Genomic DNA, 22,582 nt, shown 5'->3' on the forward strand with positions numbered 1-22,582 from the left:
ACCTCAGTTTTCAATGTGAACAGGCAGCAACCCGGACGCCGTACGCGCATCCACCAGAACGGCGGCTCCCCCACGGTACGCCTGCTTATGGCGCGCCGGGATCGCGTCCAGCTTCTTCTGTCCGCCTTTCAGATAGATCACCGCGTAGCCTTCGGGATGCTCGGCCAGCCAGCGCTTCAACTCGGCACCGTGCAATTCGAGCAGTGGTGATTCCAGACGGCCCAGAAACTGATATTGCGCGTGGTACCTCGCGGCATTCACCACCGGCCGTCCTTCGTCCTGCACCTGTTTGATCGTCTGCGCCATCGCTTTGATGTTGTACAGGGGATCGATCGATGGTTTGGCTGCCAGTTGCACCAATGCCAGCACGGCCGCGCCGAGCAGCGCCAGATTCGGTACCGGCGCCACACCACGCCGGCCCGCCATCCACACCACGAAGGCCAGCGCAATCAATACCGCACCCGGCCAGGCTAGCGGCAAAGCTGCAAACCTGCCATGCAGCGCCGCAATATGCCCGCTAGCGGCCAGCATCAGCGTCCCACCCAGCGCCGCCGCCAGCAGGGCAGGCAGGCCGGTGCGCGCGTCCCTGCGCCCGGCCAGCAGACGTGCGGTCAGAAGCGCAAAAGCGGGAAACAGGGGAACCAGGTAATGCGGCTGCTTGCCGCTGATGAAGCAGAATGCCACGAACACCGGCAGCATCCACGCCAGACAAAAGCGTGAACCGCGATCCAGGCCCTCGCGACGGTGATGGATCAGCGCCTTCCACCATGCCGGCCAGACAAACCAGGGAAACAGCAGCAGCGGCAGCAGCGGCACATACCACCAGAACGGCCGCCGATGGGCGAAGGATTCGACCATGCGATCGGCGGTCTGGCCCCAGAAAATCGCGTTGCGATAGGCTTCGCCCCCGGCCATGCCGGCCGGGATCGCCCACGCCAGCGCAATGGTCGCACCCAGCAACACCGCCAGCACGATCCCGCCGAACCAGCGGCGCCACTTCATGCCCGGATTCCACCACGGCGCCAGCACGGTGACCGGCAGCAGATTCAGCAGGATGACCGGGCCCTTGGTCAGCACACCCATNCCGATCGCGATCCCCAGCATGACGAAGCCGCGCCGCTTGCCATCGGCGGCGGCGAGTACGCCGTGCATCCCCAGCAGCACCCAGAACGCCAGTATCACGTCGAACATGACCGAGGTAGAAAAGATGATCCACAACAGCGCGCTCGCCAGAATCAGTGCGGCCTGCCCGCCGAGACCCGGGCGCTGCGGCCACAGGCGTCGGGCGAGCGGATAAGTCAGCAGCAGCGCGCCGGCAGAAAACAGCGGCAGCACCAGCCGCGGCCACCAGTCGGTGACGCCGAACAGCGCCCAGCCCGCATGGAACATCCAGAACATGAAAGGCGGCTTGTGGCTATAGGGCTCGCCATTCTTGAACGGCACCAGAAAGTTGCCGCGCTGCCACATTTCCCACGCCGCGCTGACGTAGCGCGTTTCGTCGATCGGGATCAGCGGTCGCGCCAGCAGTGCCACCGCGGCCAATGCCGCCAGCAGCAGCAGGCTCAGCAGCAACAGGCCACGCCCGTTATTTTGATAGGGATTCACGAGCAACGCCTGTGTCAGTTTCGTCCAGCGCGGCATCGATCCGATCGTCGAGGCTCTGGCCATGCCGGAAATGGCGATAAAGATAGGCTCCCAGCGCCCCCGACACCAGGAACAGGCCGATGGCGAGCGCAATCTTCAGGACGGGCGCGATGTGAACACCGCTGCCGACCAGCGCGAACACCAGTGTCTGCGGCAGATAGCCAAGCAGCGTGCCGAGGAAAAAATGCGTGGGGCGGATACTGGAAATACCGGCCGCCAGATTGGTCAGCAGATTACTGCCTACCGGCAGCAATCTGATCAATACCGTCATGGAAAACGGATGCTCGTGGATGAAGCGATCGAAGCGGCCGGCGCGCGCGCCCATCCGCGTACGCAGCAGGCCCTTGCCGAAGAAACGCGCGTAAACAAAGTTCAACATGCAGCCCAGGAGCGCAGCCAGCATGCCCAGTAGCGTGCCCAGCCCCACGCTGAAGGCGTAGCCGCCGAGAAAAGCAATGATCTGCCGCGGCAGGCCGATGGCGGTGAACACGCCGCCCATCAGCAGAAACAGCAAGGCGCCGTTGACGCCGTGTCCGCGCACCCGCGCGTCGATCCAGGCCTCGTTGACGCTGTTGCCCAGGTCGCTGGTCTTGAACAGATAGCCCAGCAGCGCCAGGCTCAGGATCAGCGCCAAGCCTTTGACGATAATGCGCGCCTTCATCTAGCGATCGGAATCGACTTCGATCACCGGCAGGCGCACCCTCCGCTGCAGCCAGGCGACCCCGAACAGGTCGACGATGCCGACCCACAGCCTGTTGTGCACGCCATATTTCGAAGTGCCGCGCTCACGCGCACGATGATGGACCGGAACCGATACCACCGCACCGCCGTTGCGCATCACCAGCGCCGGCAGAAAGCGGTGCATGTGGTCGAAATTGGGCAGCTGCAGAAAGGTCTCGCGGGCAAACATCTTGAGGCCGCAGCCGGTATCCGGCGTATTGTCCTTCAGCATGCGCGAACGCACGCCATTGGCGATTTTCGACGACAGCCGGCGCAGGAAGGTGTCGTTGCGCCTGGCGCGCCAGCCCGCCAGCAGTTCCAGGTTGGCGGGCTGCGCTGGGTTGGCCAGTTCGGCCAGCAGCGCCGGGATATCGGCCGGATCGTTCTGGCCGTCGCCGTCGAGCGTGGCGATCCACTCATGGCGCGCCGCAGTCACGCCGGTCGTCACCGCCCGGCTCTGCCCGCACGAGGTGCGATGGCGGATCACCCGCAGCATCGGGAACCCGCTTTTCAGGGTCTGCAGCCGGGCCTGGGTGGCGTCGGTGCTGCCGTCGTCGACGTAGATGATTTCGAATGTGGTGTTGCCGGACAGCGCAGCCGCGATTTCGCGTACCAGCGGCTCGACGTTGTCCTGTTCATTCTTGACGGGAACAACCACGGAAAGCCTGCCGTGGTAGGCATATTTTGGCATTGCTATATTGTGGATCCAGAGTTCGGCGGCGAAAAGGCTTCGGGCCTGAAAGTTCGATGGCCGCCATTCTAATTGATTTTCTGCGGCAGGTATGACGTGTCGATTTCCCCTCGTCTGGTTCCTCGTAAGCATAAGGACGGAAACCCGCTGCCGTCCGTCCACCCCGAGGAGAAACCCCATGCGATTCATGATTATTGTGAAGGCCACCGCCGAATCAGAAGCGAAACGAGTAAAGAAAGCGATCGGGCGTTTCCGTACATGGACGCGGCACTAACGCCGTTCGTTCGGACGGCGCACCCGGAAACACGCTTCCAGCATGGCGCCGCACTCAAGCTGACAGGGGAAATGAACATGAGCCCAAGCCCGGCAAGTCCCATCCCGAACGGCATGCACACGATTACGCCTCACCTGGTGTGCCGGGAGGTCGCCGCGGCCATCGCGTTCTACTGCAAGGCTTTTGGCACCGTCGAACTGGAACGGCTGCCCGGCCCGGAGGGCAAACTCATGCACGCGATGATTCGTATCGGTGACTCCAACCTCATGCTGGTCGACGAATTCCCCGGCTGCGGCTCGCTGGGTCCGCAGTCGCTCAAGGGCTCGCCTGTGACGATCCACCTGTACGTGACGGATGTCGACGCAACGGTCGAACGAGCCGTCGCCGCAGACGCCAAAGTGACGATGCCGGTCGCTGACATGTTCTGGGGCAACCGCTACAGCAAGATCGAAGATCCCTTCGGTCACCCGTGGTCGATCGCCACCCATCCCCGCGACCTCAGCCCGCAGGAAATTCAGGTCGCGGCGACAACGCTCCGCGGCTGATCGCCGGGGCACCTGCATCGTTGCCCCCAGCCGGCATCACACCGCCGAATGGCCGGTCGGGCAGCCGCTTGCTGCAAACCGGACACGCACCCGTACCGCATTCCACCCAGAAGAAATCATGGCTTATCTGCTTCTGGTCGTCGACCGCGCGGGCAACGCGACGGGGAATGGAGTCTGGCTGCTTTTGCCCAAAGGACACAGAAATGGGGTCGGACTGAACTGCCCCTTATTACTTTCAAACGTTGCAAACGGCCAACCGTGCCATAACCTGAATCATGGCCCAAATTCAATCGCGGCCGTAGCGTGGGTTTTTCGACAACGGCAGGGTTCAAGCCAGGAGGCAACCATGAAACCAGGCATCATCGGAGCAGCCATTTTTTGTGTCGCATCAGTCGCATTCGCCGCGGGCGTGGTGAAGCCGACCGGCAACAAGGCTCAATTCCCCAAGGCCGACAAGGAACTGGCCAAGCAAACCAAGCCGCCCTCGAACAACTGGCTGCTCGACGCCAACGATGACACCGAGCGTTTCCGTCGCCTGCAGGTCGCCATGGGCGGGACCGACATTCCGATGTGGGAGCTCACCCACCGCTACGAGGAGTTGTATACGGCGATCCAGAAAAACAACTGGGAAATGGGCGTCTACCACTGGGACAAGCTGCGCGACCGCATGAACACCGCCGCCATGAAGCGCCCCGCCCGGACCCAGAACATCGAAGGCATGTTCCTCGAAAGCGGCATCTGGCAATCCATGCGCGATGCGCTGGTATCGAAGTCACCCGAGCGGATGCGCGACGAATTCCAGACCGTCCGCGAGGTGTGCATGGCCTGCCACGTCGCCGAGAACGTGGGTTTCCTCAACGACAGTTCCACCTTCGAGCGCACGAAGTCATTCGCGAAACAGGACAAGGATGACGACTGACCGCCGGCATGCGGCCGGCGCATCGCCCGCGTGGCCGCGTCCAGGTCACGATGAGGCTCGACCTGTCGAAGCCGGCGGCGTGGCCGCGTCAATCGTGCGATGGGGGAGGGATACAGCGCCCAGAATGTGGTCCGCCGCATAGGCTGGGGCGAGCGCGTCGATCATGATCATCGCCTCGCCGCTGCTGAGGCCACCTTCAGGTCCTGCGAATCGATTTCGTGGGAGGTAATGGTGTCTGAACTGACCCCGTTTTTCGTTTCCGATAACGAACGCAATATAGACCGCGCACAATGTGGACGCGCGTCGCTTCGTGCGAGTATATTATGACTCCCACTCACTGATCTCGAGGGTAGCCGCAATGTCGTCTCACGTCCCGTTTGTATGGAGTGACGCTTTCGCGCTTGGTTATCGCAAGATGGACGAAACGCACCACGAGTTCGTCGAGACGGTCAACGCCATGCTGAATGCTTCGGACGCTGACTTCGCGAGTGCCCTCGACGCGTTCGCCGATCATGCAAAGCGTCATTTCGACGAAGAGGCGCTGTGGATGAACAGCACTGACTTTCCGGCGGCACAATGTCATATCGACGAACACAATGCGGTACTGCACTCGGTCGAAGAAGTTCAGGCTATGGTTGCACAAGGCGACGTCGAGATCGGTCGCCGTCTGGCGGCTGAGTTGCAGCGCTGGTTTCCCGGACACGCCGATTATCTGGATAGCGCACTGGCGCAATGGATGGTAAAGCGGGCAGCCGGTGGCGTGCCCGTGGTCTTCCGCCGAAATGCCACCGGGACCGTCGACGACGAATGATTCTTGCCCGTCTGTCGATCCGAATCAAATAAGAACGCAAAAATAGCGCTTGCATGGCAGTGATTCAGTTTGCCTACGACTGGGGGCCTGAAGGCCTTCGTGGTTTTGTGCGTGATCCAAGAATGCCTCGCCTATGACGTCAGTACCGACAAGCACACATCGTTTCCGCAGAGCGTGAAGCTCAAGGTGGGCGAGACCGTGGTATTGGCCTGGATCGTGTACAAATCCCGCAAGGACCGCGATCGCATCAACGCAAAGGTCAGGCCGATTCGCGCCTGGCCACGATGATGGGTGGCAAGAACATGCCTTGCGACGGCAAGCGCATGTTCTGGGGCGGATTCAAGACCCTGGTCAGCCTCTGAGGCGTCCCCGCAATTGTGGAGACCAACCATGCATACCCTGACGACCTGTCTGTGTTTCAACGGCCAGGTGGAAGAAGCGATTCTGTAACCCTCACCCGCAACGCACGCGAACGCGCGCCGCTGCTCGCCCGGGCCGCCCCATCGCCCGCCATCCGGGTAAGCTTGATCGCCGGCTCGGTAGCGCGCTGGAAACCCGACGCGGGACGCGGCGCTCTGTACCGGGTCTACGAGCTGAATGATGTTGCAGCGCGCATGATGGTCACTTGCTGGTATGCATTGTTTTGCCGGTGTGCCGGCAGATTGTCGCCATCATGTTTAGGAGCGGGTGTTGCGCGGCGATGAATGCCGATAGGGTCTGTGCTTGCCATCCTGGCCCGCATGGACGCGGTGCCGACGGCCGAATGAATAGCTGGAGGAGGTAGGGCTCGCTGCGCGCATTCAAGACAGCAGGCACCTGCCCTGCTTCGGACCGCTACAGGGAGAAGGCATTCTCCGGCACAACCAGGCCTTTCCCCATCCGGCGCAGGGTGTGCAAACCCCAATCGAAAGCGGTGCGCTGGATGCGCCTCGCATCGTCCCGATCCAGACAGGTGGCGAGCAGCGCGCGGGCCTCTCCGCGCCCGGGAATGACGCAGTCCGGCGCGATTTCCAGTAGCGGCACCAGCACGAACGGACGCACGTGCATGCGTGGATGCGGCAGCGTGACGAAACTGTCTTCGAGTACCTGATCCTGGTAGAGCAGCAGGTCGAGATCCAGTGTGCGCGGGCCATTGCGCTGGTCGCGCACACGGCCATGGTGTGCTTCGCAGGCGAGCAGTTCCGCCATCAGCGCGTGCGGCGGCAGTGCCGTGTCGATCAGGGCCACGGCGTTGACGAAATCGGGCTGCCCGGCGTAGCCCACCGGAGCGGTGCGATACAGCGAAGAGGCACGCAGCAGACGGGTCTGCTGCAGGTTGTCCAGTTCGCCCATGACCTTCAACAGACGGGCGGCGGGATGGTCGAGATTGCCGCCCAGGGCGACGAAAGCGAGGCTCATGCTGCTTTTTTACCCAGGATGCGTTCGCGATGCTCGACCAGCGCCTCGCTGACCAGGGGAGCGAGCGTGGTCGCGGTGCCCTGGTCGAAACTGGCGTAGAGGCTTTGCCGCATGCGTTTCTCCCAGAAGCGCGCCAGATGATCGGCCACGCCATCGCGTGCGGCGGCACGATCGGGTTCGGCTGCGAAATAGGCGCCGATCTGGTTGGCCATCTGGATCAGGTGTTCGACATTCATGAACATTCGTTCCTTGTTTATTCGATGATACGTTCGGGATGCGCGTAGAGCGTATAGCGCCGGTCGCGCACGAAGCCGGCCAGGGTCAGCCCGCATTCGCGCGCCAGGCGGATGGCGTAACCGGTCGGCGCGGACACCGCCGCCAGCATCGGGATGCCGACGCTGGCCGCCTTCTGCACCATTTCGAAGCTGGCACGGCTGGTGATCAGGGCGAAGCCGGCACGCATATCGCGTCGCTCGCGCGCCAGCGCGCCTATCAGTTTGTCCAGCGCGTTGTGACGGCCGACGTCCTCGCGCACCGCCAGCAGATTGCCGTCCGGATCGGCCCAGGCGGCAGCGTGTACGCCACCGGTGCTGGCATGCAGCGGCTGGTTTTGCTGCAGATGGGTCAGTGCTTTTTGCAGTGATGCAGCCGCAATAGCCGGCCCCGCCGGCAACGGCACCAGCACGCGCGCCACCTGCTCCAGGCTTTCCACACCGCACAGCCCGCAGCCGGTGCGTCCGGCCAGCGCCCGTCGACGCTGCTTGAGGCCGGCCAGGCGCGCTTCAGAGATGCGCATCTGCACGACGACGCCGCGTTCGCCCACTTCCAGTTCCAGGTCGTACAGTTCGGAGGGGTCCGCCAGAATCCCCTCGCTCAGGCTGAAGCCGAGGCCGAAGTCTTCCAGGTCGGTCGGGCTGGCCAGCATCACCGCATGGGAAATGCCGTTGTACGACAACGCCACCGGCACCTCCTCCGGCACGGTGTCCACGTGTGCGCCACCGCCACTGTGGGCGGCCGCTTCCATCAGGGCGGGCGGAAGGATCAAGGCCAACTCGGGCAGATCACACAGGCGCATGATCCCTCTTCGATTTCGATTCAGCCTCCTCCAGCAAGGCCATTTGCTCCGCGTCGAAACGGGCGAACTGCTGTTGCCAGGCGGAGGGCTGCTCCACACGGAAAACCTGCACGGCGGTCACTTTGTACTCGGGGCAGTTGGTGGCCCAGTCCGAATTTTCGGTGGTCACCACGTTGGCCCCCGAACCGGGCCAGTGGAAGGTGGTGTAGACCACGCCGGGCTGCATGCGCTCACTGATCTTGGCGCGCAGCATGATTTCGCCAGCGCGGCTTTGCACGCCGACCGAGTCGCCGTCGCGGATGCCGCGGTCCTCCGCGTCCACCGGATGCACTTCCAGTACGTCCTCCGGATGCCAGATGACATTGGCGGTACGCCGGGACTGGGCGCCCACGTTGTACTGGGTCAGGATGCGCCCGGTTGTCAGCAGCAGCGGGAAGCGGCGGTTGGCGCGCTCGTCCGTGGCCACGTATTCGGTGAGCATGAAGCGCCCCTTACCGCGTACGAACTCCTCTACGTGCATGGTGGGCGTGCCGGCCGGGTGGGCCTTGTCACATGGCCACTGGATGCTGCCCAGTTCGTCCAGCTTGGCGTAACTGACGCCCTGGAAGGTCGGCGTGAGACTGGCGATCTCGTCCATGATCTCGGACGGGTGCGTGTAGTGCATGGGATAGCCCAGGGCATTGGACAGCATCTGGGTCACTTCCCAGTCCGCATAAATCGCCAGCGGACGCATCACCTTGCGGATGCGTGAAATGCGCCGCTCCGAGTTGGTGAAGGTGCCGTCCTTTTCCAGGAAGGAAGCGCCAGGCAGGAAGACGTGGGCGAACTTGGCGGTCTCGTTCAGAAACAGGTCCTGCACCACCAGGCATTCGAGCGACTCCATGGCGGCGATAACGTGCTGGGTGTTGGGATCGGACTGGACGATGTCTTCACCCTGCACGTACAGGCCCTTGAAGCTGCCTGCGATGGCGGCATCGAACATGTTGGGAATGCGCAGGCCGGGCTCGGCGGACAGCGTCACCCCCCAGATGGATTCGAACAGCGTGCGCGTGGCGTCGTCGGCGACGTGGCGGTAACCAGGAAATTCATGCGGGAAGGAACCCATGTCGCAGGAACCCTGCACGTTGTTCTGTCCCCGCAGAGGATTCACGCCCACACCGGGCCGGCCGATGTTGCCGGTGGCCATGGCCAGATTGGCGATGCCCATGACCATGGTCGAACCCTGGCTGTGCTCGGTGACGCCCAGGCCATAGTAGATGCTCGCATTGCCACCGGTGGCATACAGCCTGGCAGCAGCGCGCACCTCATCCGCCGGCACGCCGGTGATCTCCGCGGTGGCTTCGGGACTGTGGCGGGGATCGGCGATGAAGGTGCGCCACTTGGCGAAAGCTTCCGGCTCGCAGCGTGCCGCCACGAAAGCCTCGTCCACCAGACCTTCGGCGACGACGACATGCGCCAGGGCATTGACCAGAGCCACGTTGGTGCCGGGCCGCAGCGGGAGGTGATGGGTGGCGCGGACGTGCGGGGTCTCCACCAGGTCGATGCTGCGAGGGTCGGCGATGATGATCTTGGCGCCCTGGCGCAGGCGCTGCTTCATCCGGGAGCCAAACACCGGATGGGCATCGGTGGGGTTGGCGCCGATCACCAGGATCACGTCGGCCTGCATCACCGAATCGAAATCCTGAGTGCCGGCGGATTCTCCCATAGTCTGCTTCAGGCCGTACCCGGTGGGGGAATGACACACGCGGGCGCAGGTGTCGACGTTGTTGACGCCGAAGGCTGCGCGGGTCAGCTTCTGGACCAGGTAGGTCTCCTCGTTGCTACAGCGCGAGGAGGTGATCGAGCCGATCGACTCGGCCCCGTATTCCCCCTGCAGGCGTCGGAATTCGCTCGCCGTGTAAGCAATGGCCTCTTCCCAGCTCACCTCACGCCACGCATCGCGGATCGAACTGCGGATCATCGGGGTGGTGATGCGGTCGGCGTGCGTGGCATAGCCCCAGGCGAAACGGCCCTTGACGCAAGCGTGGCCGTGATTGGCGCCGCCATTGAGGTCCGGCACCATGCGGATCACCTTCTCGCCCTGCATCTCGGCATTGAGCGAGCAACCCACGCCGCAATAGGCACAGGTGGTGGTGATGCTGCGCTGCGGCTGGCCCTGCTCGATCACCGATTTCTCCAGCAACGACGCCGTCGGGCAGGCCGCCACGCAGGCACCGCAGGACACGCATTCGGAAGACAGGAAATCGTCGCCGCCCGCCGCCGCAATGCGCGATTCGAAGCCGCGCTCGGTGGTGGTCAGCGCGAACGTGCCCTGTATATCGGAACAGGCGCGCACGCAGCGCGAGCAGACGATGCACTTGGCAGGATCGTAGGTGAAATAGGGATTCGAGGTATCCGCCGTCTCAGCCAGGTGGTTGTCGCCTTCGGCGTAACGCACCTCGCGCAGGCCGACGCGGCCGGCCATGTCCTGCAATTCGCAGTTACCGTTGGCAGAACAGGTCAGGCAATCGAGCGGATGGTCGGAAATATACAGTTCCATGACGCCGCGCCGCAGGCGGAACAGGGCATCGTTCTCCGTGGTTACTTCCATGCCCTCCTCCACCAGCGTGGTGCAGGAAGCGGGATAGCCGCGCCGGTCCTTCACCTGGACCACGCAGAGGCGACAGGAACCGAACGACTCCAGCTGTTCGGTCGCACACAGTTTGGGGATGTCGATTCCCGCCTCGGCGGCGGCATGCATGACCGAGGTTCCAGCCGGAACAGTGACGGGAACTCCGTCGATGGACAAAGTGACGCGCTGGGTGGACGTACGTGCCGGTGTGCCCCGGTCGTGGTGGCAATGCAGGCTCATGCTGAGGCCTCCTTTCGCTTCGGCGCCAGGCCGAAATCTTCTGGGTAATGATCGAGTGCGGACAGAACCGGATACGGCGTCATGCCGCCCATGGCGCACAGCGATCCATCCAGCATGGTCTGGCAAAGATCGCGCAACAGCGCGTCATCATTGGATTGCTGCGGGCGCGCGGCCATCATGCCATCCAGTAGTTCCACGCCGCGTACCGAACCGATGCGGCACGGCGTGCACTTGCCGCAGGATTCGATGGCGCAGAATTCCATGGCGTAGCGGGCCATCTTGGCCATGTCGACGCTGTCGTCGAAGGCGACGATGCCGCCATGGCCAACCGTGGCGCCAACCGCAGTAAACGCCTCGTAATCCAGCGGCAGATCGAAGCGCGATTCGGGCAGATAGGCGCCGAGCGGACCGCCCACCTGCACGGCACGGATCGGCCGTCCGCTGGCGGAGCCGCCGCCGAAGTCGTAGAGCAGTTCGCGCAGGGTCATGCCGAAGGCGACTTCGACCAGGCCGGGATGCTTCAGGTTGCCGGCAAGCTGGAACGGCAGCGTGCCGCGCGAACGGCCGCTGCCGTGAGCCTTGTAGGCCTCGCCGCCCTGCGCCAGGATCCAGGGCACGCTGGCCAGCGTGATGACATTGTTGACCACCGTAGGCTGGCCGAACAGGCCCTGCAACGCGGGCAACGGCGGCTTGGCGCGCACCAGTCCGCGCTTGCCTTCGATACTTTCCAGCAACGAGGTTTCCTCGCCGCACACGTAGGCCCCTGCACCCTTGAAAAGATTCAGTTCGAAACGCCGCCCCGAGCCGAGCACATTGTCGCCCAGTACCCCTTCGCGCGTAGCGGTGATGATGGCTTCTTCCAGCACATCCCAGGCCTCCGGGTATTCCGAACGCAGGTAGATGTAGCCGGTATCCGCACCCACCGCCAGACCGGCGATGATCATGCCCTCGATCAGGCAATAGGGATCGCCCTCCATCAGCATGCGGTCCGAGAACGTGCCGGAATCCCCTTCGTCGGCATTGCAGACGATGTACTTCTGGTCACCGCTCGCATTCATCACCGTGCGCCACTTGATCCCGGTGGGAAAGCCTGCGCCACCGCGGCCGCGCAGGCCACCCGTATCAACGGCGCCCACGATGTCTTCGGCCTTCATGGCGAGCGCACGTTCCAGCCCCTTGAGTCCGCCATGAGACCGATAGTCCTCCAGCGACAGGGGGTCGGTGACTCCCATGCGGGCAAAGGTAAGCCGGGTTTGACGTTTCAGGTAGGGGATGTCTTCACTGGGGCCATGGCACAAGGCGTGCGTGCCGCCCTGCAGCCATCCGGCATCGAACAAACCGGCCACATCCTCCGGTCTGACGGGCCCATAGGCGACGCGCTGCCCGCCGGTCTCGATCTCGATCAGCGGCTCCAGCCAATACAATCCACGTGAGCCATTGCGCACGATCTCCACAGCCAGTCCTCGGCTCTGTGCCTCGTGCTCGATCGCACGCACCACGCGTTCCGCACCGACCGAAACGGCACTGGCATCGCGCGGGACAAAAATCCGTTGCGTCATGTTCCCCGCCCTTCCGCAAGAATTGCGTCGAGGCGCTCAGTGCTGACCCGCCCATGAAGTTCGCCATCCAGCATCACGGCCGGTGAGCAGGCGCAGTTGCCAAGACAATAGACCGCTTCCAGCGTCACCTCGCCATCGGCCGTGGTGGCGCCAAACTCGACGCCAAGGCGTTCGCTGGCATGCATGGCCAAGGCATCCGCCCCCATGGCCTGGCACGATTCCGCGCGGCAGATGCGGAGACGCTGGCGACCAGGCGGCGTGCGATGGAAATCATGATAGAAGCCAATCACACCCACCACTTCAGCGCGCGACATATTGTGGGTTCTTGCCAGATCGGCAATGGCATCGTCGGGGATATAACCGAGTTTTTCCTGCAGCTGGTGCAATGCAGGTAACAAGTCGGCTTGATTTGTACTGGACATAAATCCTCTGCAGCAATCAAGTAAACCATTGGGATGACGCTACATGAAGCAACTTACATACCAATCAATTCATCAAGCTGGCGGCAGGGATAATCCTATCCATAAACAACCACTTAAACCAATCGCAAACCCTACGATTCCAATCCGGAAAGTATCGGCATCGTGACAGAGTGTCATGTTCGCACGGTCTGAAAACAGGGACAGGGACCGGGACAAACTGTCACCCCATCACGGCTCGCAATATCCACTTGCTTTACAGGGTAATTCAGCGGGTGACATATCGTTCTTTCCAAGCGTTGGCCGGAGGAGGACTGGCGAAGCCGGAGCCCCCATTACGCTTTCCCAGCCTGCATCTCTTGATCGGTCAGGTCAGGGCGGGGGCGATTTCTGCTTGCTGGCGGATGAGGTGCGCATCGGCGTGAAGTGTGGCAAACGCTGCGAGACACAGACATCATCAACACATTCGCGAGCACGGCGCCGAGCTTCGCAAGCATTGCCGAAAAGCGCGGAAGCTATAAAACGCCCCATGTCCGCAGCATGAGCCCGGTGCCGACAAGAATGCACAATAAGCCTACGCCGCCACGCAAGGATTGTGCGTTTATGGCATGTACGATCCGCGCGCCAAACACGACCCCAATGACTTCAAAGACCGTGCATATAGCCATGAACTTGTAATTAATCGACCCATACTGCAGATTCCCTGCCGTACCCGAGATTGCCGCGAGGATCTGGATTACTTGGCTTGCCCCTATCGTGCTCAGGATAGGGAACCCCAGCAGGATCATGATAGGGACGGACAAAGCCGGCCCCCCCACCCCGGTGAGGCCCGAGCCAAAACCCACAACGGCGCCGATTCCAAACAACAGTACCTGCTGCAATCTGGGCCAGTCCTGCAGAATGGCCGATCTCGTCCGCTTATTGGTTAAAACAGTATAAATTCCCGAGAAAACAATAATTGACGCCAGGATCAAGGAGAGCCCTTGCGCATCGATTTTTGAATTGGCCCAGGCGCCGAAGAATCCGAATACTGCTGCCCCAATGCACAGCGGCACGGTAATGCTCCAGTTGATACTCCCATGGCGCTGGAATGAAAAGGCACCGATGACACCGGTAAAAATAAAGGTGAACAAGGCCGTGGCCATTGCCTCCTGGATTGTCAATCCGCCAAGGATATTGAGCGCCGGGATCAGAAGAATCCCCCCTATCCCCACAGCGCCGATAAGCATGCCAACGACCAGGGAAATGGCGAGCAACCAGACAATAGTCATCGATATGGCGACATCAGGAATAATGCAGCGGAGGCAGGAACTTCCATATGGCGGTGAAGACGCATGGCGATTGATTGATATCCCGGTTTTTCATGGTTTTTACAATCAAGCAGCCCACACTATTGGCTGTTCTTCCTCGGGTAGAAATCGGGCCGTCTATAAAGCTCGATCAGCCGAGGAAGATCCGATGTCTTGCATCCCTGATAGTTATTTTCATCCAGATTAAAATTGATCAATAGAAATTGTCGTCTGAATCAATAACTACAGGGAGGCATCCTGCTGTGTCAGCTTTTGAGTTTAAGAACCCGTTTGGCATTCTTGTACAACACCTGATCGATAACGTCATCCTTGAATCCGAGGTTTCTGTAGTCTTCGAGTGATTGCCCCATCGCACGGAAGGGGTACGAACTGCCGAACAAGAGTTGATCCTTCATGAAGCCGTTTGCGGCTTCGACATAAAGGCTTCCACCCGGCAGGAAAATGTACATATCCGGCACGAGGTGAACGTTCTCATAGCGGAAAGCGACTGCGATTACTTCGTTCACATAAGGATAGAATCCGTGATAGCAGACGATAGACAGGCCAGGGAATGCCTTTGCGATCCGGCCCACGGGTGCGGGGTCGGTAAGTTCGAGGCTGGGAGAAGTCGGCCCTGACATGAGGCAAACGGGAACGCCCAATTGATCACATGCGTCGTAGATCGGGTATAGCAAAGGATTGTCGGCCTTCATGGGCGCACTGCCAAACCCGGGTTCCAGGTTGATGCCCTTCAATCCGAGTTTCTTGACGGCTCTTTCCACTTCGGCGATCGAGCCTTTGACACCCAGCGCGAGAGGGTCCACCGAACCGATACCGATAAGTTCCTTGTGGCCTTTGGTTAATTCGCTGATCTCATCATTGGTATGCCGGATCCCCGGAATGTCACGGCCCACCACCACGGCTGCCGTTATGCCGGTTTCCCTGATTTCATCCACGAATCCTTCGACGTTTTTCGAACGTGTAAAATGCTCATCGTCTTTTGAGCCCACACGCCGGTTCAGCCATTTAACCACTTCATATTCATTTGTTCCCGGCGTTGCCCCATAAAAGTCATGCAGAAAGGAAGGCCTGCTGCGCATATCAATTACTTTTTTTTCCATTTTATCGTCTCCGGATATTTAAAAATTCGACCCAACATTCAAAAAAACAAATGACCACATGTAAAACAATGATGTCATTCCGGTTTCTTACTACCGGCAGACCCGTTACCGCCTGACCGTTTTGAATAAGCTTCAACAAAGTCTGCCGCTGCCTTGCTTCCGCCACTGAACGATTTCATTGCTTCCTGGTGAAGGATGGCCAAGGCCTCCATCTTCACGGCAATCGCACGGTCATTGTCAAAAACAAAAGCCAGTCTTCTCGGCCGTGGCAAATCGACTTCGATAGCCGCACGGACCTGACCCGGAATATTCGACATGATCAGCAGGCGATCAGCCAGGAAAATTGCCTCGTCGATGTCGGTGGTAACGAAAAAGTTCGTTCTATGCGACTCTTCATAGAGCCCTGAGTAGTATTCCCACATCAATTCCTTGGACATGCAATCCAGGCCACGAAACGGCTCATCGAGAATCATGACATCGGGGTTATTGATCATCGCGCGGGCCAGTTCAGCCCGGCGCTGCATGCCGCCGGAGAGTTGCGGCGGATATTTTTCCCGGAAAGCGGACAAGCCCACCTTTTCAAGCAGGTATTCAGCCTGATCACGGTTTTGCTGTGTATTTTCGCTGCGTGCCTTGGGACCGTACATGATGTTGTCGTAGCTGGACATCCACGGAAACAATGCCGATTCCTGGAACACAACCAGGCGGTCACGTCCCGGGCCGGTTATTCGCTTCCCGTCGATTTCGATCGTGCCGGATGAAGGCTTTTCAAAGCCGGCAAGAAGCCGTATCAAGGTGCTTTTACCGCAGCCCGATGGGCCGATCATCACCGTAAGCTTGTTGCGTTCGATGGTAAATGAGCAGTCCTTGAGTACTTCTTTAGCAAACTGCGCAGCACCATACGTTTTGCCGACATTGGTAACTTTTATTTCACCAACCTGCTTCGGATTCACGCTATTCGGCGTAGCAGTGGATTGATTCTGAGTAATAGTGTTCATACGATTCATCCTTTACCGTTTTTTCAACCACGGGGTGAAGAAACTACCGAGCTTCCGCAAAAGCTCACTGCAGATAAATCCGGCAATGCCGATACTGATCATGCCTACAACAATTTGTTCGTATGATCCGCCGACATAGGAGTTCCAGATAAAAAAGCCAAGTCCCCCACCGGAGCCAGTTTCACCGCCGCCGCCGCCCGAAATCATTTCCGCAGCGACCACCACCTCCCAGGTAATTCCCATGCCCACAGCGGATCCAACGACGATCGATGGAAGCGTTGCGGGGAGAACGACTCGCCGGAAGACGTCCCATTGCGAGGACCCCATCGACTGAGCAGATTGGAAGAAGCGGACATCGATGGATTTCGCGCCGCCCACCACGTTGATCACGATGGTGTAAAAGGCTCCGAGAAAAGTAACGAATGCAATGGACAATTCCTGGGTTGGCCAGAAAATGATCGATGCCGGAACCCAGGCCAGCGGCGGAATCGGACGCAAAATCTCAAAGGCAGGAAAAACGATGCCGTTGAACGTTTTGTTCACCGCCATGAACAAGCCCAGGGGGATTCCGATCAGCATGGCAGCAAAGAATCCCGCCAATACGCGGAGCGTGCTCAAATACCAGCTTTGCCAGTACCCTGGGTCGCCAAGCAATGCATACCACGCAACAAGAACGGCGGTCGGTGCCGGCACATGGCCGATCCACGGCGGGGTGAAACCAAACCATTCATTGGACCGCGAGCCCAACTCCCATAGCGCCAGAAACACGAAAATGGCAATGATGGCTCGCAGCTTGGAGCGACTAAACAATTCTTTTCTAAAACGTTTGATATTCATGTCGTCTACCCTTCTTTTTCGCCGGCCGAAAAAGCCTTCTTGGCCTCTTCATGTACGAGCTCTACGGTTTCATCCATCAGCTGGCGATACCGCGTACTGGTCAGCACGCTGTAGTCGCGGGGGTGAGGAATATCAACGTCGATGATTTTCTTCGGCTTGCAGGGACGCGAGGTCATGATGACAAGTCGATGCCCAAGAAAAATCGCTTCTTCCAGATCGTGGGTGATAAAGAAGATAGTGACCTTGTTCTTGTAGTAAATTTCCAGTAAAGCCTCATGCATCACCGATTTGGTAAGCGAGTCGAGTGCCCGATAGGGTTCGTCGAACAGCAAGACCTTGGGCTCATTCATCAGGGCCCGGACAATTTCTACACGGCGGCGCAAGCCCGAGGAAACTTCACCGGGGAAATTGTGTTCGGTGCCGCTTAAGCCCGCATCCGCCATCATGCTGCGAGCTTTGTCGTAGATTTCCTTTTTGCCCAGCTTGCCTTGCATCATGAGGCCAAAAGCGACGTTGTCCAGGTTGGATTTCCATGGAAACAGTGCCCCGTTCTGAAACACCACAATGCGATCCGAGCCTGGCTGTGCCATAGGCTTCCCGGGTCCGCACAAGAGCTCATCATCAAGGTAAATACTGCCCGAGGTGATGCTGTGGAATCCCGCAATCGCATTCAGCAATGTGGTCTTCCCACAGCCGGATGGCCCGACGATCATGCATATTTCACCGGCCGGGATATCAAGCGAACAATGATCCACAGCCATCACCGCAGCGCCATCCGGATCATAGATCTTGACTACGTCCTCGATCCGGATCGCACCTTTCAGCACACCTTTTTCAGCCTTCCCGGCTTGTTGCAATACAGCGCTCATCAACGACCTCCCAAGGCAAGTTCACGAACCCGCCACTGCATCATGTAATCACCCGCCACACGCACGAGTGCGCTGGAGACGTAACCAACTATGCCAAGAGTGATCATGCCGATCACGATGGTTGGGTAGCGAACCATCGTATAAGACGTATTGATCACATAACCCAGCCCGAATTCGCCAGACACCATTTCCCCGGCCACCAGAGAGAACCAGGCAACGCCGATTGATATTTGCAGTCCCGTAAAGATGAATGGCATGGCACCCGGCACGATCACTTCCTTGAAGGTTTGCCACTTGCTTGCACCGAGACAGGCGGCCGCCCGGCTGTAGGATTCGTCGATGGTTTCGACGCCAAGCATGGTATTCAGCGCGGTGGCATAGAAAGACGCAAGGAAAGTAAGGAAGATGACCGGCGTTTCCGAGCCCTGGAACATCAGGATTGCCAGGGGCACCCAAGCCAGAATAGGAATGGGACGCAGTGTTTCAAAGACAGGGAAGACATACTCGCGGAACGTCTTGGACCAGCCCAAAAACAATCCAAGTGGTACGCCAAGGACCGTGGCAAGAAAAAAGGCGATCAGGATTCGGCGAACGCTGACCCAGATATGCTGGTAATACTCAGGCGTATAGATCGACAAGCCGTAGATAGGGTCTTTGCTGAACCATTCTTTAAACACCTCGGTCAACCCCGGCATGTCTACAAACCTGGGCAATTTCCAGACTTCTACTGTGAAGTACCAGGTAGCCAGCAGGATTCCGAATCCCGTGAGCATCAGATAGGGCTTTGGACTTTTCAACCACTGCGACAGGCGAAACATCGTCAGGGTCAAGCCGGTTGCCACGGTGACGGGCACCTGCGTGAAATGCGGTACATGACCCGCCACTTCTTCAGGCAGGGTGTATTCCTTATTGATCATGGTCGCGAAGCGACTCATGACAATATCGCCTGTCTCGGGCGAAGCCTTGAACAGATTGATCAGCTCCTCGCCGTTGATCCGGATCAGTTCAGTCCGTTCCAAGCAGACGGTCTTCGCCAGACGGCTGCGCTGATTCTCGAGCACGGCGGCCCAACCAAACACATCGCCGCTATGCAGGATTTTTTCCGGATGTATCGCCTGAAAGCCAATCCCGAGTGTGTGCTGCACGGCACCTGAAGACACGATATAAACATCGTCAGCGAAATCACCCTGGTGATAGATCACGTCCCCACGGGCATAAGACTCATACCTGGCAAGCTTGGCGATTGCTTCGAGCACATCGTTCGGTACCGTCTGGAACGGCATGGATCGCTTCAGTAAGGCTACAGTCTGGTCAATTTCCATAAAATATTCCTTGTGGCATCATTCCTTGTGGCATCCTTCTGGCTGAGTTCGGGGCGTTGGAGAAGCTGGCGCCCGTGCACTGCAGACGTCAAGATCCCGCCAGCCGTGCCTGAGTCATGCACACGGCTGGGGCAGTCTTGATTGAATAGGTTGAAGTGTTACTTTTTGCCTGTGTAGGCCGAATCCGGCATAGCCTTAACCGCGCCAACCGGGGCTTTCAATCCGCGCTCTTTCAATATTGCTTCGGCGAATTGCGGCATGACCGCTTCCGCCCGCAAAGTAGGCGTATGAATGCTCTTCACTTCATAAAGAAAGGTTGCCGCTTTTTTAATCAGTTGCGAGGCATCGGGTGTGATCGCAAATGGCAGCTGAACCCGTTCCGAGGTACCCCCCTGGGCGGCCGGATAAGAGCCATACAGGGATGTCCACAGAACATGCTGGGTGAAGCCTGTGGTTTGTGATTCCACCGCCTCAACAATCTTTCCTGCATTTTTCGGGTCCGCCATGTACAACTGGGCATCGAGCTCGGCATTCAGCCATGCCTTGACCACATCCGGGCGCTGCGTGATGAGGTCATTGCGCATGACAATGAACGCGCCATCATGCTCATTGATGGACGTACCCGACGCGATGCGCTTGGCAAGACCTTCCAGCACCAGACGCGACGCAGTGGGTTCCCATATAACCGCAGCATCGATCTTGCCCGCCCGGAAACCACTGGTAATGACCTCAATGTTCTGGTTCAGATAGGCTGCCGGCTTGATCCCCTTCTTCTTGAACACTTCTTGCGCAAAGCGATCCGTACAGGAACCCTTGGGCACAGCCACCCGCTTCCCATTCAGCCACTTGAGGGCCTCGTCCTGATTGGCGAAGTTGGGGGCGTCTTTCTTGGCAAGAAAAATATTGCACTGATCGACACCTAAACCCGGCGACGCAACAATGCGAAGATCCGCGACCCGCTCTTTTGTGGTGGAGACAATAGCCGGCATGTCGCCCATGTAGCCGATATCCTGCTTGCCTGCGAGCATCGCATTGACGATAACGGCGCCCTGCAAGCCGATCGAGAACTTCACGGTGGATCCCTTGGGCAGGTATTTCTCATAAAACTTCATGGGCTGCATCACCACGCCAGACCACGACTCTGTGTAGTAAGGTTGGTAGCCGATGGTCAGGTGAACGGGGTCCCCCACCTTGCCATAGTTGAGATCAGCCGCGTAGGCGGAAAACGCGCTGCCAACGGCAAGACTAAAGGTCGCGGCTAAAGCTGGTAATGCACGATAAGTACGGCGGTCAAACCAATTCTTAAGACAAGTCATGATGAAAATCTCCTCATTGTTAGACACTGATCCTTGATACGGGCCGTAATCAACATCGATTACTCTTTCATATCGGTACGAATTCACATGCTGTACAAAGCAAGATATTGGTGCTCATCCCGCTATTAATGCATTAATGGACTTGGGCTATTTTTCTCCTGGAGAGGCTAGATGCCGAGTGATCAGCGTCGAAAGCTTGCGCATGACGAAATACCCTGATGCCGGATCGGATTCGAGGACTTTCAAGGCTTCCTCACCATTCAGCCGCAACAGAACCGAATCTTCCAGGCAGGTGGATTTTGCAATGCGCCGCGGTTGATTCTCGAGTAACGCTGCCCAGCCGAATACTTCTCCCTTGCGCAAGACAAAACCGGCTGGGCTGGTGCCATCGCGGCCAATCAGAAACTCAACGCGGCCCGACTCGAGAATATAAAGATCATCGGTGGGATCGCCGATGTTGTAGAGGGTGCTGCCACTTTCATATTTTTCACGGCGCGCAAGCTGATCGAGCTGCTGCAGCGTGGCGTCGGAAATATCCATGAACAACTGTGCTACCTTCAGTGCGCTGGATTGCACTACAAATATCTCGCCATCCTCAACCTGGACTTCGTATTTCTCAAGCGGAGCTTCGGCGAGGCCTATCTCCTTTCCAGTGGCAATATCCCACTGCCATAAATGCTGGTGGCAGGTAAGTACTGCGCCATCGTAATATCCTTCGCCCAGATTGACATCCTGGTGAGGACAAATGCCTTGATAGGCGTAATAGCGGTCGCCTGCGTTGGCTATCAAGACCTTGAGCCCGCCTTCGATGTCATATTCCTTCATCCCATTGCTGGGAATTTCGGCCGTATTACATACGCGTATCTTGCTCATTCCGCCATTCCTAACTGAATTTGTCATAACAAATGTTATCGGTGGTCACTCTCGCCATAAGCAATATCCGGACGGCCGCATCGACCATCGGCGGCGGTCCGGCAAGATAGGCTCTGACGTCCTGATAATTGCCCTGCATTTGGCGTCCCGCCACCTCGTGCACATAACCCGTATCAAACTTCAGCTGCGGGTAGTCACTCAGGGCAGAACCGGGGGGCTCTTCTTTTGAGAGGGCTATGGTCACACTCAGCTTGTCGCCGCACTGGGCGCGCAACTGGGAGAGTTCCTGGAGCAAAAAGGCATCCTTCAGCGTCTGCACACCGAAGAACACATCGCCTCTATATTGGGAAAAATAGCCATCCTGCGCGGCACGGGACAGAATGGACATCATCCCTGCAATGCCGCTGCCGCCAGCGATACACAGTATGTTTTTAGCCAGAGCGGGGTAAAACGTCGCATGCCCAAGAGGACCGAACAACTCGACCGCCACCCCCTCGCACTGGTTGTTGAACAGCCATTCGGATATCCCGCCGCCAGGCTTTTTCTTGACAACGAACTCAAGGATTTCCGCCTCGCGCTGGTAGTTCACAATTGACCAGCCGCGAAAGCCCGCTATGCCTGGCACCTGGACCATCACAAACTGGCCGGCATCAAATTCCATCGGCTGGCCCAGCTTGATCTGGAGATGCATCACGTCGGGCGTCAACAGCCTCGCCGAGCTGATATGCCCACTCAATGCAGCGGGCACGCTGACACCCGACTTTTCCACGGTCTGGACAAAGCTTTCTACCGCGATTGTGGCATCAGTCTTGGCCATGCACTGACACATCAGAAACTCGTCTTCGCCCTTCAGATATTTGCGTCCGGGCGCTTCAGGCCAGGCATCGACAATCTCCCCGGAGATCAGCCGCGCCTTGCATGTCCCGCATGTCCCGCTAGCACATTCATAAGGCAGGTCAATATCACCGCCCAACCCGGCGTAGAGTATTTTCTCTCCCTCGGCCACATTGAAATTATGTGCGCGGTTTCGGGCGTTGATCTGGATTTTCAT

At 58.9% G+C, this 22,582-nt stretch carries 22 protein-coding genes; 4 read left to right on the forward strand and 18 right to left on the reverse strand.

Annotated features, from left to right (window positions below; all coding sequences use genetic code 11):
• Window positions 1-3 precede the first annotated feature (3 nt).
• From B059_RS0105745 to B059_RS0105755, 3 genes are read right to left on the reverse strand one after another with little or no spacing between them, the layout of a single operon-like run.
• Window positions 4-1,668, reverse strand: a complete 1,665-nt coding sequence (locus tag B059_RS0105745; protein WP_473242990.1) for an ArnT family glycosyltransferase — start codon at window positions 1,666-1,668, stop codon at window positions 4-6.
• On the reverse strand, window positions 1,586-2,305 hold the full coding sequence (locus B059_RS0105750) for a TVP38/TMEM64 family protein (RefSeq protein ID WP_018077294.1): 720 nt from the start codon (window positions 2,303-2,305) through the stop codon (window positions 1,586-1,588). The genes B059_RS0105745 and B059_RS0105750 overlap by 83 nt, the downstream gene beginning before the upstream one ends.
• Window positions 2,306-3,022: a glycosyltransferase family 2 protein gene (locus B059_RS0105755; RefSeq protein WP_245538738.1), complete on the reverse strand. Its 717-nt coding sequence runs from the start codon at window positions 3,020-3,022 to the stop codon at window positions 2,306-2,308. It abuts the gene before it with no gap.
• Between the two features lie 129 nt (window positions 3,023-3,151).
• Between B059_RS0105755 and B059_RS21740 the strand changes: the two genes are divergently transcribed.
• From B059_RS21740 to B059_RS21205, 4 genes are all read left to right on the forward strand, one after another.
• On the forward strand, window positions 3,152-3,874 hold the full coding sequence (locus B059_RS21740; protein WP_336433336.1) for a VOC family protein: 723 nt from the start codon (window positions 3,152-3,154) through the stop codon (window positions 3,872-3,874).
• Between the two features lie 346 nt (window positions 3,875-4,220).
• Window positions 4,221-4,793, forward strand: a complete 573-nt coding sequence (locus tag B059_RS0105765; protein ID WP_018077297.1) for a hypothetical protein — start codon at window positions 4,221-4,223, stop codon at window positions 4,791-4,793.
• Window positions 4,794-5,151: 358 nt separating this feature from the next.
• Window positions 5,152-5,604 (forward strand): hemerythrin domain-containing protein, encoded by a 453-nt coding sequence (locus tag B059_RS0105770; RefSeq protein ID WP_026177330.1) that lies wholly within the window; start codon window positions 5,152-5,154, stop codon window positions 5,602-5,604.
• Window positions 5,605-5,715: 111 nt separating this feature from the next.
• Window positions 5,716-5,892 carry a DUF1428 family protein gene (locus tag B059_RS21205; RefSeq protein ID WP_211206883.1) on the forward strand — a complete coding sequence of 59 codons (177 nt, stop codon included), beginning with the start codon at window positions 5,716-5,718 and terminating at the stop codon, window positions 5,890-5,892.
• A 546-nt stretch (window positions 5,893-6,438) separates the two neighbouring features.
• On the opposite strand, the gene folK is transcribed toward B059_RS21205, so the two are convergent.
• From folK to B059_RS0105850, 15 genes are all read right to left on the reverse strand, one after another.
• Complete coding sequence (gene folK, locus B059_RS0105780; protein ID WP_018077299.1) at window positions 6,439-7,002, reverse strand: 2-amino-4-hydroxy-6-hydroxymethyldihydropteridine diphosphokinase; 564 nt, start codon at window positions 7,000-7,002, stop codon at window positions 6,439-6,441.
• A complete protein-coding gene (locus B059_RS0105785; RefSeq protein ID WP_026177331.1) occupies window positions 6,999-7,238 on the reverse strand; it encodes a formate dehydrogenase subunit delta in 240 nt (79 codons plus the stop codon). Before B059_RS0105785 ends, folK begins: the two co-directional genes overlap by 4 nt.
• Window positions 7,239-7,255: 17 nt before the next feature.
• Window positions 7,256-8,077, reverse strand: coding sequence for a formate dehydrogenase accessory sulfurtransferase FdhD (gene fdhD, locus B059_RS0105790; protein WP_018077301.1), 822 nt, complete (start codon window positions 8,075-8,077; stop codon window positions 7,256-7,258).
• Window positions 8,064-10,928: a formate dehydrogenase subunit alpha gene (fdhF, locus tag B059_RS0105795; protein ID WP_038058219.1), complete on the reverse strand. Its 2,865-nt coding sequence runs from the start codon at window positions 10,926-10,928 to the stop codon at window positions 8,064-8,066. Before fdhF ends, fdhD begins: the two co-directional genes overlap by 14 nt.
• A complete protein-coding gene (locus B059_RS0105800; protein ID WP_018077303.1) occupies window positions 10,925-12,487 on the reverse strand; it encodes a formate dehydrogenase beta subunit in 1,563 nt (520 codons plus the stop codon). The genes fdhF and B059_RS0105800 overlap by 4 nt, the downstream gene beginning before the upstream one ends.
• A complete protein-coding gene (locus tag B059_RS18750; protein ID WP_051068489.1) occupies window positions 12,484-12,909 on the reverse strand; it encodes a formate dehydrogenase subunit gamma in 426 nt (141 codons plus the stop codon). Before B059_RS18750 ends, B059_RS0105800 begins: the two co-directional genes overlap by 4 nt.
• Before the next feature lie 512 nt (window positions 12,910-13,421).
• On the reverse strand, window positions 13,422-14,177 hold the full coding sequence (locus B059_RS0105810; protein ID WP_018077305.1) for a sulfite exporter TauE/SafE family protein: 756 nt from the start codon (window positions 14,175-14,177) through the stop codon (window positions 13,422-13,424).
• A 284-nt stretch (window positions 14,178-14,461) separates the two neighbouring features.
• Window positions 14,462-15,316, reverse strand: a complete 855-nt coding sequence (locus tag B059_RS0105815; RefSeq protein ID WP_026177332.1) for an amidohydrolase family protein — start codon at window positions 15,314-15,316, stop codon at window positions 14,462-14,464.
• Window positions 15,317-15,390: 74 nt separating this feature from the next.
• The gene (locus B059_RS0105820; protein WP_018077307.1) at window positions 15,391-16,314 is read right to left on the reverse strand and encodes an ABC transporter ATP-binding protein; all 924 of its coding nucleotides are present in this window, start codon (window positions 16,312-16,314) and stop codon (window positions 15,391-15,393) included.
• A gap of 12 nt (window positions 16,315-16,326) precedes the next feature.
• Entirely contained in the window at window positions 16,327-17,151 is an 825-nt protein-coding gene (locus B059_RS0105825) for an ABC transporter permease (RefSeq protein ID WP_018077308.1), read from the reverse strand.
• A gap of 5 nt (window positions 17,152-17,156) precedes the next feature.
• On the reverse strand, window positions 17,157-18,020 hold the full coding sequence (locus tag B059_RS0105830; protein ID WP_018077309.1) for an ABC transporter ATP-binding protein: 864 nt from the start codon (window positions 18,018-18,020) through the stop codon (window positions 17,157-17,159).
• Window positions 18,020-19,342 carry an ABC transporter permease subunit gene (locus tag B059_RS0105835; protein ID WP_018077310.1) on the reverse strand — a complete coding sequence of 441 codons (1,323 nt, stop codon included), beginning with the start codon at window positions 19,340-19,342 and terminating at the stop codon, window positions 18,020-18,022. Before B059_RS0105835 ends, B059_RS0105830 begins: the two co-directional genes overlap by 1 nt.
• Window positions 19,343-19,500: 158 nt before the next feature.
• Window positions 19,501-20,658, reverse strand: coding sequence for an ABC transporter substrate-binding protein (locus tag B059_RS0105840; RefSeq protein WP_026177334.1), 1,158 nt, complete (start codon window positions 20,656-20,658; stop codon window positions 19,501-19,503).
• A gap of 147 nt (window positions 20,659-20,805) precedes the next feature.
• Window positions 20,806-21,531, reverse strand: a complete 726-nt coding sequence (locus B059_RS0105845; protein WP_018077312.1) for a cyclic nucleotide-binding domain-containing protein — start codon at window positions 21,529-21,531, stop codon at window positions 20,806-20,808.
• A 10-nt stretch (window positions 21,532-21,541) separates the two neighbouring features.
• A complete protein-coding gene (locus tag B059_RS0105850; protein ID WP_018077313.1) occupies window positions 21,542-22,582 on the reverse strand; it encodes a 2Fe-2S iron-sulfur cluster-binding protein in 1,041 nt (346 codons plus the stop codon).

This window comes from Thiobacillus denitrificans DSM 12475 (assembly GCF_000376425.1).
GTDB lineage: Bacteria > Pseudomonadota > Gammaproteobacteria > Burkholderiales > Thiobacillaceae > Thiobacillus > Thiobacillus denitrificans.

Excerpts from the sequence above, each read along its gene's own strand:
- B059_RS0105750 (WP_018077294.1), bottom strand. The coding sequence starts at position 2,305 with ATGAAGGCGCGCATTATCGTCAAAGGCTTGGCGCTGATCCTGAGCCTG.
- B059_RS0105765 (WP_018077297.1), top strand. The coding sequence starts at position 4,221 with ATGAAACCAGGCATCATCGGAGCAGCCATTTTTTGTGTCGCATCAGTC.
- B059_RS0105770 (WP_026177330.1), top strand. The coding sequence starts at position 5,152 with ATGTCGTCTCACGTCCCGTTTGTATGGAGTGACGCTTTCGCGCTTGGT.
- folK (WP_018077299.1), bottom strand. The coding sequence starts at position 7,002 with ATGAGCCTCGCTTTCGTCGCCCTGGGCGGCAATCTCGACCATCCCGCC.
- B059_RS0105785 (WP_026177331.1), bottom strand. The coding sequence starts at position 7,238 with ATGAATGTCGAACACCTGATCCAGATGGCCAACCAGATCGGCGCCTAT.
- fdhD (WP_018077301.1), bottom strand. The coding sequence starts at position 8,077 with ATGCGCCTGTGTGATCTGCCCGAGTTGGCCTTGATCCTTCCGCCCGCC.
- fdhF (WP_038058219.1), bottom strand. The coding sequence starts at position 10,928 with ATGAGCCTGCATTGCCACCACGACCGGGGCACACCGGCACGTACGTCC.
- B059_RS0105800 (WP_018077303.1), bottom strand. The coding sequence starts at position 12,487 with ATGACGCAACGGATTTTTGTCCCGCGCGATGCCAGTGCCGTTTCGGTC.
- B059_RS18750 (WP_051068489.1), bottom strand. The coding sequence starts at position 12,909 with ATGTCCAGTACAAATCAAGCCGACTTGTTACCTGCATTGCACCAGCTG.
- B059_RS0105810 (WP_018077305.1), bottom strand. The coding sequence starts at position 14,177 with ATGACTATTGTCTGGTTGCTCGCCATTTCCCTGGTCGTTGGCATGCTT.
- B059_RS0105815 (WP_026177332.1), bottom strand. The coding sequence starts at position 15,316 with ATGGAAAAAAAAGTAATTGATATGCGCAGCAGGCCTTCCTTTCTGCAT.
- B059_RS0105820 (WP_018077307.1), bottom strand. The coding sequence starts at position 16,314 with ATGAACACTATTACTCAGAATCAATCCACTGCTACGCCGAATAGCGTG.
- B059_RS0105825 (WP_018077308.1), bottom strand. The coding sequence starts at position 17,151 with ATGAATATCAAACGTTTTAGAAAAGAATTGTTTAGTCGCTCCAAGCTG.
- B059_RS0105830 (WP_018077309.1), bottom strand. The coding sequence starts at position 18,020 with ATGAGCGCTGTATTGCAACAAGCCGGGAAGGCTGAAAAAGGTGTGCTG.
- B059_RS0105835 (WP_018077310.1), bottom strand. The coding sequence starts at position 19,342 with ATGGAAATTGACCAGACTGTAGCCTTACTGAAGCGATCCATGCCGTTC.
- B059_RS0105840 (WP_026177334.1), bottom strand. The coding sequence starts at position 20,658 with ATGACTTGTCTTAAGAATTGGTTTGACCGCCGTACTTATCGTGCATTA.
- B059_RS0105845 (WP_018077312.1), bottom strand. The coding sequence starts at position 21,531 with ATGAGCAAGATACGCGTATGTAATACGGCCGAAATTCCCAGCAATGGG.
- B059_RS0105850 (WP_018077313.1), bottom strand. The coding sequence starts at position 22,582 with ATGAAAATCCAGATCAACGCCCGAAACCGCGCACATAATTTCAATGTG.